Annotated in this window: 13 protein-coding genes; 6 read left to right on the forward strand and 7 right to left on the reverse strand. The window is 76.5% G+C overall.

Features of this window, described 5'->3' with window-relative positions; genetic code table 11:
- Positions 1 to 28: 28 nt before the first annotated feature.
- From AC3WUG_RS18415 to AC3WUG_RS18430, 4 genes are all read right to left on the reverse strand, one after another.
- The gene (locus tag AC3WUG_RS18415) at positions 29 to 850 is read right to left on the reverse strand and encodes a hypothetical protein (RefSeq protein WP_492328993.1); all 822 of its coding nucleotides are present in this window, start codon (positions 848 to 850) and stop codon (positions 29 to 31) included.
- Positions 847 to 1,650, reverse strand: coding sequence for a heme ABC transporter ATP-binding protein (locus tag AC3WUG_RS18420; RefSeq protein WP_492328994.1), 804 nt, complete (start codon positions 1,648 to 1,650; stop codon positions 847 to 849). Before AC3WUG_RS18420 ends, AC3WUG_RS18415 begins: the two co-directional genes overlap by 4 nt.
- On the reverse strand, positions 1,647 to 2,693 hold the full coding sequence (locus tag AC3WUG_RS18425) for a FecCD family ABC transporter permease (RefSeq protein WP_492329004.1): 1,047 nt from the start codon (positions 2,691 to 2,693) through the stop codon (positions 1,647 to 1,649). The genes AC3WUG_RS18420 and AC3WUG_RS18425 overlap by 4 nt, the downstream gene beginning before the upstream one ends.
- Positions 2,694 to 2,761: 68 nt before the next feature.
- A complete protein-coding gene (locus AC3WUG_RS18430; protein ID WP_492328995.1) occupies positions 2,762 to 3,889 on the reverse strand; it encodes a heme/hemin ABC transporter substrate-binding protein in 1,128 nt (375 codons plus the stop codon).
- Positions 3,890 to 4,054: 165 nt separating this feature from the next.
- Here AC3WUG_RS18430 and AC3WUG_RS18435 point away from each other — a divergent pair, with 165 nt between their 5' ends.
- On the forward strand, positions 4,055 to 4,573 hold the full coding sequence (locus AC3WUG_RS18435) for a hypothetical protein (protein ID WP_492328996.1): 519 nt from the start codon (positions 4,055 to 4,057) through the stop codon (positions 4,571 to 4,573).
- Positions 4,574 to 4,594: 21 nt separating this feature from the next.
- Here AC3WUG_RS18435 and AC3WUG_RS18440 read toward each other — a convergent pair whose 3' ends face one another.
- Positions 4,595 to 4,978, reverse strand: a complete 384-nt coding sequence (locus tag AC3WUG_RS18440; RefSeq protein ID WP_492329005.1) for a DUF5997 family protein — start codon at positions 4,976 to 4,978, stop codon at positions 4,595 to 4,597.
- A 96-nt stretch (positions 4,979 to 5,074) separates the two neighbouring features.
- Here AC3WUG_RS18440 and AC3WUG_RS18445 point away from each other — a divergent pair, with 96 nt between their 5' ends.
- From AC3WUG_RS18445 to AC3WUG_RS18465, 5 genes are all read left to right on the forward strand, one after another.
- On the forward strand, positions 5,075 to 5,950 hold the full coding sequence (locus AC3WUG_RS18445) for a LysR family substrate-binding domain-containing protein (protein WP_492328997.1): 876 nt from the start codon (positions 5,075 to 5,077) through the stop codon (positions 5,948 to 5,950).
- A 9-nt stretch (positions 5,951 to 5,959) separates the two neighbouring features.
- Positions 5,960 to 6,694: an SIR2 family NAD-dependent protein deacylase gene (locus AC3WUG_RS18450; protein ID WP_492328998.1), complete on the forward strand. Its 735-nt coding sequence runs from the start codon at positions 5,960 to 5,962 to the stop codon at positions 6,692 to 6,694.
- A 132-nt stretch (positions 6,695 to 6,826) separates the two neighbouring features.
- Positions 6,827 to 7,321, forward strand: coding sequence for a hypothetical protein (locus tag AC3WUG_RS18455; RefSeq protein WP_492328999.1), 495 nt, complete (start codon positions 6,827 to 6,829; stop codon positions 7,319 to 7,321).
- Between the two features lie 96 nt (positions 7,322 to 7,417).
- On the forward strand, positions 7,418 to 7,975 hold the full coding sequence (locus tag AC3WUG_RS18460) for a PadR family transcriptional regulator (RefSeq protein ID WP_492329000.1): 558 nt from the start codon (positions 7,418 to 7,420) through the stop codon (positions 7,973 to 7,975).
- 71 nt (positions 7,976 to 8,046) lie between these two features.
- Positions 8,047 to 9,576, forward strand: a complete 1,530-nt coding sequence (locus AC3WUG_RS18465; protein ID WP_492329001.1) for a DHA2 family efflux MFS transporter permease subunit — start codon at positions 8,047 to 8,049, stop codon at positions 9,574 to 9,576.
- Between the two features lie 171 nt (positions 9,577 to 9,747).
- Here AC3WUG_RS18465 and AC3WUG_RS18470 read toward each other — a convergent pair whose 3' ends face one another.
- Both AC3WUG_RS18470 and AC3WUG_RS18475 read right to left on the reverse strand, forming a co-directional pair.
- Positions 9,748 to 10,791: a cation efflux transmembrane domain-containing protein gene (locus AC3WUG_RS18470; RefSeq protein ID WP_492329002.1), complete on the reverse strand. Its 1,044-nt coding sequence runs from the start codon at positions 10,789 to 10,791 to the stop codon at positions 9,748 to 9,750.
- Positions 10,788 to 11,264 (reverse strand): transporter substrate-binding domain-containing protein, encoded by a 477-nt coding sequence (locus AC3WUG_RS18475; protein WP_492329003.1) that lies wholly within the window; start codon positions 11,262 to 11,264, stop codon positions 10,788 to 10,790. Before AC3WUG_RS18475 ends, AC3WUG_RS18470 begins: the two co-directional genes overlap by 4 nt.
- Positions 11,265 to 11,377: the final 113 nt, after the last annotated feature.

The following is an 11,377-nucleotide window of genomic DNA, read 5'->3' on the forward strand; positions in this document are numbered from 1 at the left end:
CTACACTCCACGGCCTTCGTCGGCAGCGTCAGGTGGGTATAAGAGACAGGCGCCGGGCCGCGCGCGCCGCGGCCACACCGCCGACGGCGGCCGCGACCGTCGCGGCCGCGGCCGAGCCCGCGACGACCCACGGCGCGGCGCCGGGACCCTCGCCCCCCGCCTCGTCGTCCGCCGGGGCCGCGACCGCGGTCACCTCGGCGGTCGGCTCGGCGGTGGGCTCGGCGTCCGGCTCGGCGGCCGTGCCCGGCCCGGTCGCCGCCGCGACCGCGGCCCCGGCCCCGGCCTCGAACGCCACCGGTGTGAACGACTCGTTGTTCGCGTTGGCGACGCCGTGCGCGCCGATCGTGAGGACGCCGCAGGTCACCACCCGGCAGTCGACCTCGACGGTCCCGCCGTCGGCGTCGAGCGCCGTGAGCGTCGCGCCGGGGACCGTCAGGTCCGTCGACCACGAGCCGTCCTCGGCGACGACGCCGCCGTTGGCCTCGGCCGCGGTCGTCGAGCCCGGGAACGCGACGAACCGCTGGTAGCCCGCGTTCTCCTGGCCCTGCACGTCGACGGCGTACCGGTACTGGGTGCCCGTGACGCCGCCCGCGGACGGCCGCCAGCCGTCACCGCTCGCCGGGTCGACCCAGCCGAACAGCACGTAGACGCCGCCGAACCCGCCGGGGACCGACTGGAAGCCGGTGCCCGACACCTGCAGGCTCGTCGGGGCGTCCGCCGCGGCGACGGCCTGCCCGCCCTCCCCGGCGACGACCACCTGGGCCTCCGCGGCGGCGGGGCCCGCGGCGGCGAGGGTGGTGGCGGCGGCGAGCGCGGCGGCCGCGAGGGCACGGAGCGGCGTCGGGGTCATCGGGGGTCCTCCGGGGTGGTGCGGGCGGTGCGGTCGGGCAGCACGAGCAGGTCGCCCGTGCGGGGGTGGACGAGGACCTCGACGGGGTGCCGGTAGACGGCGCCGAGCAGGTCGGGGCGCAGCACCTCGGCGGGGGCGCCCAGGCCACGCGCGCGGCCCTCGCCGAGCAGCAGGACCCGGTCGGCGTACGCGCCGGCGAGGCTGAGGTCGTGCAGGACGGCGACGACGGCGTGCCCGGCGCGGGCGAGCTCGCGCGCCTGGCCGAGCAGCATCTCCTGGTGCCGGAGGTCGAGCGCCGCGGTCGGCTCGTCGAGCAGCAGCACCGGGGTGGCCTGGGCGCGAGCGCGCGCGTACGCGGTACGGGCCTTCTCGCCGCCGGAGAGGGTCGGGAACCGGCGGTCGGCGAGGTGCAGCACGTCCGCGGCGGTGGCGGCCTCGGCGACCAGGCGGTCGTCGTCGTCCTCGGCGGCGGTGCCGCGCCAGGGCGCCCGGCCCATGCGGACCACCTCCGCGACCGTGAACGGGAAGCTCAGCCGGTGCTCCTGGAGCAGCACGGCGCGCCGCCGGGCCAGGTCGGCCGGCTTGAGGCGCTCCACCGCGACGCCCTCGGCCGCCACGGAGCCACGGGTCGGGTGCAGGTGGCCGGCCAGCAGGCCGAGCAGCGTCGACTTCCCCGCGCCGTTGGGGCCGACCACCGCGAGCAGCTCGCCGGCATCGACGCGCAGGTCCACGCCGTCGAGCAGCGTCACCCCGTCGACGTCGTACCCGGCCCCGGCCAGCTCGACCGCCGCCGCGCTCACGCCCAGCCCCCGGCCTGGCGGCGGGTGCGGCGGATGAGCCAGAAGAAGAACGGCCCGCCGACCAGGGCGGTCAGCATGCCGATCGGCAGGTCGGCGTAGGCCACCGCCGTGCGGGCGACCAGGTCGGCCGCGAGCAGCAGCACCGCGCCGCCCAGCGCGCTCAGCGGCACCAGCGCCCGGTGGCCCGGGCCCACGAGCATCCGGACCAGGTGCGGCACCACGAGGCCGACGAACGCGATGATCCCGCAGAACGCCACGGCGGCGGCGGTGAGCAGGGCGACCGCGACGATGCTGACGACGCGCAACCGCTCGACGTCGACGCCGACGTGCCGCGCGGCCCGCTCCCCGAGCGCCAGCAGGTCGAGGCGCCGCGCGACCAGCAGGGCCACGAGCAGCCCGACGGCGACGAACGGCGCGACCACGGCCACGTACTGCCAACGGGTCCCGTTCAGCGAGCCGAGCTGCCAGAACACGATCTGCTCGCGGGCCTGGGTGTCGGCGAGGAAGGTGAGGAACGCGATGCCGGCGCCGGCGACCGCGTTCACCGCGACGCCGGTGAGCACCAGCGTGACCACCTCGGTGCGGCCACCGGACCGGGCCAGCAGGTAGACCACGAGCGTGGTGACCAGGCCGCCGACGAACGCCAGCGCCGCGGACGTGAACGCGCCGAGGAAGTTCAGGCCGAACACGATGCCGGTGCAGGCCGCGAGCGCCGCGCCCGACGACACCCCGACGACGCCCGGGTCGGCGAGCGGGTTGCCGAACACGCCCTGCATGACGGCGCCGGCGGTCGCGAGGGCGGCCCCCGCGAGCACGGCCATCACGACGCGCGGGAACCGGATGGTCCAGAGCGCGGCGTCGCCGTTCGCGTGGCTCGGCAGCGGGCCGACGTCCAGGCCCAGCCGGTGCAGCACCGAGCCCAGGACCTCCGCCGGCGGGACGCGCAGCTGCCCGGTGCCGGCGGCGACGACCGCGAGGGCGAGCAGGGCGACGACCAGGCCGATCGCCAGCGGGACGACGCGGCGGTGCCGGGTGCGGGCCAGGCCGGGCGCGGGCGTGCGCGGGGCGCCGGTCACCGCCGCCCGGTCCGCGCCGGGCTCGCGCAGCGCCGTCACGACGCGTCCGGCGCGTAGAAGGCCCGCGCGAGCGCGTCGAGCGTCTGCGCCGACGTGGGCCCGAACGACAGCACCTGGGTGTCGGCCATGTCGACGATCCGCCGGTGCTCGCCCGCGGGGGTCTGCGCCACGGCGGGCAGCTGCTCCAGCAGCCCGTCGACCCCGCCGACCGACTCCAGCCCCTTCGTCATCACCAGCACCAGGTCCGGCTGGGCGGCGACCAGCCCCTCGTCGGTCACCGGCCGCATCCCCTGCCAGCCGATCTCGCCGGCGACGTCGACCGCGCCGAGCGCCTCGATGAGCGAGTCCGCGCCGGAGCCCTCGCCGAACAGGTAGTACACGCCGGCCTGGCCGCGCAGGTAGAGGAACACGACCCGCAGCCGGTCGGCGGGGTCCTCGGGTGCAAGCCGCTCGACCTGGGCCCGGACCTCGTCGATCTCGGCCAGCGTGCGGGCGGCGAGGGCGGCTCCCTCGTCCGGGAGCCCGACCGCCGCCGCCACGGACCCGATCAGGTCGCCGACCGTGCCGAGCTCGCGGTGGGAGTCGACCACGACCACGGGGATGCCCGCGTCGCGCATCTGGAGCACGGTGTCCCAGGGGCCGAGGGTGGTGTCGGTGATGATCAGCGTCGGCGCGAGCTCGAGGATCGCCTCCCCGGACAGGTCGTGCCCGCTCGTCGTGACCACGGGCAGGTCGGCGATCTCCGGGAAGTCGGACGACGAGTCGCGGCCGACGACGCTCCCGCCCAGCCCGAGCTCGAACAGGATCCGGGACGTCGACCCGTAGAGGTCCAGCGCCAGCACCCGGCTCGTGTCGGTGACCGTGACCTCGGTGCCCTGCGCGTCGGTGAGCGTCACCGGCAGCGCGGGCCGCGGGTCGTCGGCCACGGGGTCGACGGGGGTCGCCGCGGCGACGGCGGTCTGCTCCCCCTCCCAGGCCCGCGGGTCGTCGACGGGCGTGACGTCGGCCAGCGGGGGCCGGTCGCCCGCCACCGCGGCCGGCCCGCCGGACGCCCCCGCCACCCCCGTGCAGCCCGCGAGCACCGCCACGACCACGGCCGCCACCAGGGCCGGGACCGACCGGCGGACGGCGCGTCGGGGTCGGGGGTACGGGCGTGCGGGCATGACGAAGCGACTCCTGCGAGGGTGTGGCTCGCGCACGGGGCACCGTCGATGGGCCGCGCGGCGAAGGTGAGCCAAACCTAAGTTAGCCAAGCCTCAGAAGACAAGACGCGGTGTCGGGCCGAGTGGATCGCACACGTTCGGGTGAGCCGGCCCTAGCCTGGGCCGATGGACCGCCGAGCCCGCGCCGACGCCCCCGCGCCCACCCCGGCGGAGCGCGCCGACCGCCTCAAGGAGCGGGTCTACGTCACGTTCGCGGCGCTGGCCGTCGTCCTCACCCTGCGGTCGCACGGGGACGTCACCGCCGGGGTCGCCGCGACCACCCTGCTCATCACCGTCGGCGGCACGCTGCTCGCGGTGCTGCTCGCCGAAGTGGTGTCGCACATCGCCGTGCACGCCGCGCTGCCCACCGCCGCCGAGGCCCGGCACATGGTGGCCGTGTGCACCGGGGCGCTCGGCGTGCTGGTGCTGCCGATGGTCTTCGTCGGCGTCGCGGCGACGGGGTCGTGGACCGTCGACGGGGCACTGCGGGCGTCGACGATCGCGCTGGTCGCGAGCCTCGGGGTCGTCGGCTGGCTCGCGGTGCGCCGGATCTCGCTGCCGGGCTGGCAGAAGGTGCTGGTGCTGGCCGCCGAGGTCGCCCTGGGGATCGCGGTGGTCTCCCTGGAGCTCCTGGCCCACGGCTGAGGTGCGAGGGCCAGGGGGGCGTCAGCCGCGGGGGCGGTCGCCCTTGCCCTCGGCGGCGCGGGCGGCGTCGCGCTCCCGGAGCCGCTGCTCCTCGCGCTTCACCTCGGCCTGGGTGGCGCGCTCGCGGTGCAGCCACTCCGGCGACTCCTCGACGATCGCGTCGATCTGCTCGGTCGTGAGCGGGTCGGTGAGGCCGTTGCGGGCGAGGCCGGACGTCGAGATCCGCAACCGCGCGGCGACGACGGACCGCGGGTGCGGGCCGTTCTTCCGGAGCTCGGCCAGCCACGCCGGCGGGTTCCGCTGCAGGTCGTCGAGCTGCTCGCGGGACACCGGGCCCGCCTGGAACTCCTCGGGCGTCGCGGGCAGGTAGACCCCGAGCTTGGCGGCGGCCGTGGCCGGCTTCATGGTCTGCGGCGTGCGCGCGCGGCGGGCGGGCGTGGGGGCGGGCTCGGAGGTCACACCACCAGGATACGGACGCGGGGCGCGGCTACGCTGACGCCGATGTCCGAGCCTCCCCCCGCCGAGCCCACCGACCCCGCCGCGACCGACCACCCGCAGCGGTTCCGGCTGCTGCTCGTCCCCGGCGTGGTCCCCGCCTCCTGGGTCCGGACCTGGCGCGAGCGGGTCGCCGACGTGCCGCTCGAGCTGGTGCACGCACCCGCCGCCGACGCCGGCGCGGTGCTCGCCCGGGGCGAGGCCGACGCCGCCCTGCTCCGCCTGCCGGTCGACCGCGACGTGCTGTCCGCGATCCCGCTCTACGTCGAGACCACCGTCGTGGTGCTGCCGAAGGACCACGTGCTCACCGCCCTCGACGAGGTGGCGCCGGACGACCTGGCCGAGGAGACGCTGATCACCCCCGCCGACGACGTGCTGCGCTGGACCGACGCGCCCGGCGAGCCGTCGCTGCTGCCGCCGCCCGCGACGACCGAGGAGGCGGTGGCGCTCGTGGCGTCGGGGGTCGGGCTGCTGCTCGTGCCGCAGTCGCTCGCCCGCCTGCACCACCGCAAGGACCTGACCTACCGGCCCCTGACGGACGCGCCGGGGTCGCAGGCCGCGCTGGCCTGGCCGGCGGAGCGGGACGGCGACCCGCTGGTCGAGGAGCTCATCGGCATCGTGCGGGGGCGGACCGTGAACAGCTCGCGCGGGCGCGGGTCGGCGGGCGCCGAGCGGACGGACGCCGCGGCGGCGGGCCGGTCCGGCGGACCCGGCAAGGGCGCGACCGGGAAGGCGGCGGGCAAGGGCGCGCCGGGCAAGGGCGCGACCGGCCGGGGCGGCGGCACCGCGCGCGGCGGGCGCCCGTCGTTCGGCTCCGGCGGCGGGCGCGGCCGCCCGGGCGGCGGTCGGCCCGGCTCGTCCCGCGGCCGCAAGGGGCGCTGAGGCGTGCACATGCCCGCCCCGGGCCTCCGGGTCACGGTCCTCACCGGCGCCGGCGTCTCGACCGGCGCCGGCATCCCCGACTTCCGCGGGCCCGACGGCACCTGGACCCGGCACCCGGAGCAGGCCGAGCTGCTGGAGATCGACCGCCTGGTCGCCGACCCGGACGTCCGGCGGCGGGGCTGGCAGATGTGGCGGACGCACCCGGCGTGGACCGCACGGCCGGCGGCGGGGCACCGCGCCCTCGTCGACCTGGCGGCGGGCAGCCGGTTGCAGGCGCTGCTGACCCAGAACTTCGACGGGCTGCACCAGGCCGCCGGCTCCGACCCGGACGACGTCGTCGAGCTGCACGGCACGCTGCGCACGACGTCGTGCCTGGTCTGCGGCGACCGGCAGCCGACCGCGGACGTGCTCGCGCGCCTCGACGCCGAGCCCGACCCGCCCTGCACGGTCTGCGGCGGGATCCTCAGGCCGGACGTCGTCTACTTCGGCGAGCGGCTGCCCGACCGGGCGCTGGAGCGCGCGATCGCCGCGGCCACCGACGGCGACGTGCTGCTCGCGGTGGGGACGACGCTGACGGTGCAGCCCGTGGCGAGCCTCGCCGCGCTGGCCGCCGAGTCCGGTGCCGAGGTGATCATCGTGAACGCCGAGCCGACGCCGTACGACCGGATCGCCGACCGGGTCGTGCGCGAGCCGATCGAGGAGGCCCTGCCCGCCCTGGTCGCGGAGCTCCTGGCCCGCCCCTGACGGCTCCGCCCGCCCGACGGTGGAAGGTTCTGACCGACACACCGTGGGCGTGTCGGTCAGAACCTTCCACTCGACGAGCGCGACCCGCCCGGGGGACTCAGCCTGGCGCCAGGTCCCGCCGATGAGCAGGGGGTGAGCCGCGCCCGCACCGCCGTCCTCATCGCGCTCCCGCTCGCCGCGGGCACCGTCGCCCTGACGCTGTACGCCGGGCCGTACTGGGTGGACGTCGTGCGGCACCGGGTCGACGAGCAGCGGTGGCCCGGGCAGCGGGCCCGGATCGAGGTGGCGGTCGACGCCGTCGCGCTGCCGGAGGGCTACGAGCCGATCGACTGCGCGGACGGCTTCGGGGCGCGCGAGGGAGCCCGGTGCTGGCGGACGACGGCGCTGCCCGCCGAGGCCTCGGTCGACCTGGCACCCGCGCTGCTCGCCGTGGGCGTCGACGTGCTGGACGAGGGCGTCGGCCCCGACCTGCGCGGCGCGCCGACGACGGCCTTCGCGGCCGGGACGCTCGAGGGCCGGTCCGTCTTCCTCAGCGTGACCCGCGAGCTCGACCGCGCGAACCTGCCGGAGACGCCCTTCGCCGACACCGCCGTCGTGGAGCTGACCGCGGACCTCAGCGCGCCCTGACACGCGGTCGCGGTGGCTCGCGTCACGGCCCGGGGACTTCCCTGCATGGGACAGACGTCCTATAGTCCACGTGGAGTATTCGAGAAGGAGCATCACGTGGCCGGCACGCTCACCCCGCTCGCAGTCGCTGTCCTCGGGCTGCTGGTCGAGCGTCCCCTGCACCCCTACGAGATGCACCAGGTGCTCCTGCACCGCGCCACCGACCGCATCGTCAAGGTCCGCCCCGGCTCGCTGTACCACGCGGTGGACCGGCTGCACCGGGACGACCTCGTGCGGGCGGTCGGCACCGAGCGCGCCGGCAACCGGCCGGAGCGCACCACCTACGAGATCACCCCGGCCGGCCGCGACGCGCTCTCCGAGCAGCTCGCCGCGATGATCGCCGCACCGGTCAACGAGTACCCCCGCCTGCCGCTCGCACTGGCGGAGGCGCACAACCTGCCGCGGGACACCGTCCTGACCCTGCTCCGCGACCGGCGCACCCGGCTCGCCGCGGAGCTCGACGACCTGCGCTCGGGCGTCGAGCGCGTCCGGGCCAAGGGCCTGCCGGCCCGCTACTGGATCGACCTGACCTACCAGATCGCGGTGTACGAGACCGAGTCCGCCTGGATCGGCTCCTTCATCGAGGGCGTCGAGTCCGGCGACATCGCCTGGTGACCCGGCGCGGCCACCGCCGCGCACCCCATCCACCCGCTCCGCGCGAGCACGTCTCCCTGCGAGGAACCCGCATGTCCGAGACCGCCCGTCCCTGGCCCGCCCTCTGGGCGCTGGTCGTGGGCTTCTTCATGATCCTGGTCGACACCACGATCGTGTCGGTCGCCAACCCCGCCATCATGGCCGGGCTCGGCACCGACATCGACGCGGTCATCTGGGTGACCAGCGCCTACCTGCTCACCTACGCCGCCCCGCTGCTCGTCACCGGGCGGCTCGGCGACCGCTTCGGGCCCAAGCCCGTCTACCTCACCGGCCTGGTGGTCTTCACCCTGGCGTCGCTCGCGTGCGGGCTCGCGGGGTCGATCGGCGTGCTGATCGCCGCGCGCGCCGTCCAGGGCCTCGGCGCCGCGCTCATGACCCCCCAGACGATGGCGGTCATCACCCGGATGTTCCCGCCGGACTCCCGCGGCAAGGCCATGAGCCTGTGGGGCGCCGTCGCCGGCGTCGCGACGCTGGTCGGCCCGATCCTCGGCGGAGTGCTCGTCGACGGCCTCGGCTGGGAGTGGATCTTCATCGTCAACGTGCCGGTCGGCGTCGTGGCGTTCGTGCTGGCCTGGCGCCTCGTGCCGCGGCTCGAGACGCACGCGCACCGGTTCGACGTGCTGGGCGTCGTGCTCAGCGCGCTCGGCATGTTCCTGCTGGTGTTCGGCATCCAGGAGGGCCAGTCCTACGACTGGGGCCTGATCGGCGGCTGGCTGCCGGTGTGGGGCGTCGTCGGGGCCGGCGTCGTCGTGCTCGCGCTGTTCGTGTGGCACCAGGCGCGCACGGAGGACGAGCCGCTGCTGCCGCTCGGCCTGTTCCGCGACCGGAACTTCGCGCTGGCCAACGGCGCGATCAGCGCCCTGGGCTTCACGGTGACCTCGATGTCGCTGCCGCTGGTCTTCTACTACCAGCTGGTCCTCGGCTTCTCCCCCACCCGGTCCGCGCTCATGCTCGCGCCGATGGCCGTGATGACCCTGGTGCTGTCGCCGGTGATCGGCCGCCGGGTCGACACCGCGAACCCGCGGAACATCGCCCTGGTCGGCATGCTGCTCCAGGCCGGCGCGCTGGTGTGGTTCTTCCTCTGGCTGAGCCCCGACCCCGACCAGTGGGCGCGGCTGCTGCTGCCGAGCGCGGTGCTCGGCGTCGCGAACGCCTGCCTCTGGTCGCCGATCTCGTCGACCGCGACGCGGAACCTGCCGCGCGCGCAGGCCGGTGCCGGCTCCGGCGTGTTCAACACGACCCGGCAGATCGGCTCGGTGCTCGGCTCGGCCGCGATCGCCGCGCTCATCCAGGCGCGCCTGGTCGCCGAGCTCGGCCCCGGCGCGGCGGACTCCACCGGCGCGGCCGAGGCGGCGGGCTCGCTGCCGGACGTCCTGACCGGCGGGTTCTCGGACGCCATGGCGCAGTCGCTGCTGCTGCCGGCGGCGGTCGCGCTGGTCGGCGCGGTGCTGGTGGCGTTCTTCGTCCGCCCGGAGCGCGGTGCGCCCGCGGCCCCGGCGGCGGCGTCCGCGCCGGCGACGTCCGCGTCGGCGACGCCGTCCGCTCCGGCGACCACCGCCTGACCCGGCCTGACCCTCTCCTCCCCCGCGCCACCGCGCGCCGAGAGGACAACCGACACGTCGAGTGCCTATCCCGCGGATAGGCACTCGACGTGTCTCTTGTGCACTCGACGGCGGGAGGACAGCCCAGCGGTGCGGCGGCTGGACAGCAGGAGGGCGGCCTGCCGGCGCGGGTCAGCGCGAGCCGGCCCCCGCGCGCTGCTCGTCCTCGCCCTCCGCGGCCGCGACGCCGGGCAGCATCTCCTCCGGCAGCTCCTCGACCGGCACGACGACGAGGTCCTGCACCTTCCAGTCCAGCGCGGTCGCGGCCTCCCGGGCCTCCGCCAGCTCCCGCAGCCCCGGCGCGCGGCCGTCCCGGGGCACGACGAACGCCTCGACGTGGAACACGTGCCCCTGGTCCCGGACCCGGGACCGCGCGTCCTCGACCCACGGCAGCGCCCGGAGCCGGGCGTCGATCTCGCCGGTGAGCGGGTGCGGCTCGTCGCCGTCGACCGTCGTCGCGCGCGCGTCCATCAGCGCCCCCGACGCGACGCGCAGGTTGCCGATGCCGTCCCGCAGGATGCTGACGGAGATGAACAGCGCCGCGGCGGAGTCCGCCCACCACAGGCCCGCGCCGATGCCGAGGATGCCGACGACGGACCCCAGCGCGGTCATCCAGTCGGCCTTGTTCATGTCGGCGTCGGCGTACAGGACGCGGTCGTGCAGGGTGCGCGCGAGCGGCATCTTGGCCCGGCCCAGCAGCACGGGCGGGATCCCGGTGAGCACCATCGCGCCGATCATCGGCCAGCCGGCCCAGAACACGTGGTCCCCGAGGTGCATGACGCCCACCGGCGGGTGCTCGGCGGCGAGCAGCCCGCTGCCGGAGTCGAGCACCAGGAACGTGCCCATCGCGAGCAGCGCCGCCGCCGCGACCAGGTGCCCGACGCCGACCGACCGGTGGTACCCGTACGGGTGGGCGGTGGTCGGCCGACGGCGCGCGAACCGCACGGCCACCAGGAACGAGATCGGCGGGATGAAGGACAGCAGGTCCTCCGCCCAGGCGGCCTTCATCGCCTGCGAGCTGCCCATCACCAGGTAGACGAGCGTCACGCCGACCAGCAGGAACGCGATCGTGCCCCACGCGAGCCGGATCGCCCGGCGCAGCGCCGCCGACTGCTCCTCGGGGAGCTCGGTGTGCCCGAAGGTGACGCCGCCCCCGGCCGGCCCGCGGCCGCTCACGGGAGCACATCCCGGTGCTCCTGGAGCAGGAAGGTCTCCAGCCGGACGAGGAACGCGTTCTCGCCGAGCGGGGCGGCCATGACGTGCGGCTCGGGCGCGCCGTGCTCGTCGGGCACGGTCGTGTACGGCGTGGTCAGCGCGGCCCGCTCCGACCAGGGCGACCGCCCGGTGAACCCGCCGACGACCAGGTCCAGCTCGCCGGCCTCCAGGTCGCCGATCAGCACCTCCTCGCTGCCGGCGGTCCAGTCGACCTCGGCGTCGAGGGTCTCGGCGAACTCGGCGACGATCTCGGCCTCGAGCCCGGACGGCGCCGCGCCCTCCTGGACCTCGGTCCACGGCGGGTTGGCCGTGACCCCGACCCGGAGGGCGTCGCCCGTCACCCGCTCCAGCGTGCCGTCGGGGTCGGCGGGGAACCCGCCCGAGCACCCCGCGAGCAGCGCCGCCGTGAGCAGCAGTCCTGCGGTGCGTCTCATGCGGCCGAGTGAAGCGCCTTCCCACCACCTCCGCACGTCGGCGCGGGGGGGGGGGGGGGGGGGGGGGGGGGGGGGGGGGGGGGGGGGGGGGGGGGGGGGGGGGGGGGGGGGGG

This window comes from Cellulomonas sp. EB106-03-03-XG116 (assembly GCF_058792015.1).

Bases quoted from the DNA above. Each gene is read 5' to 3' on its own strand.
- AC3WUG_RS18440 (WP_492329005.1), bottom strand. From the start codon at position 4,978: ATGAAGCCGGCCACGGCCGCCGCCAAGCTCGGGGTCTACCTGCCCGCG.
- AC3WUG_RS18445 (WP_492328997.1), top strand. From the start codon at position 5,075: ATGTCCGAGCCTCCCCCCGCCGAGCCCACCGACCCCGCCGCGACCGAC.
- AC3WUG_RS18415 (WP_492328993.1), bottom strand. From the start codon at position 850: ATGACCCCGACGCCGCTCCGTGCCCTCGCGGCCGCCGCGCTCGCCGCC.
- AC3WUG_RS18475 (WP_492329003.1), bottom strand. From the start codon at position 11,264: ATGAGACGCACCGCAGGACTGCTGCTCACGGCGGCGCTGCTCGCGGGG.
- AC3WUG_RS18430 (WP_492328995.1), bottom strand. From the start codon at position 3,889: ATGCCCGCACGCCCGTACCCCCGACCCCGACGCGCCGTCCGCCGGTCG.
- AC3WUG_RS18465 (WP_492329001.1), top strand. From the start codon at position 8,047: ATGTCCGAGACCGCCCGTCCCTGGCCCGCCCTCTGGGCGCTGGTCGTG.
- AC3WUG_RS18435 (WP_492328996.1), top strand. From the start codon at position 4,055: ATGGACCGCCGAGCCCGCGCCGACGCCCCCGCGCCCACCCCGGCGGAG.
- AC3WUG_RS18450 (WP_492328998.1), top strand. From the start codon at position 5,960: ATGCCCGCCCCGGGCCTCCGGGTCACGGTCCTCACCGGCGCCGGCGTC.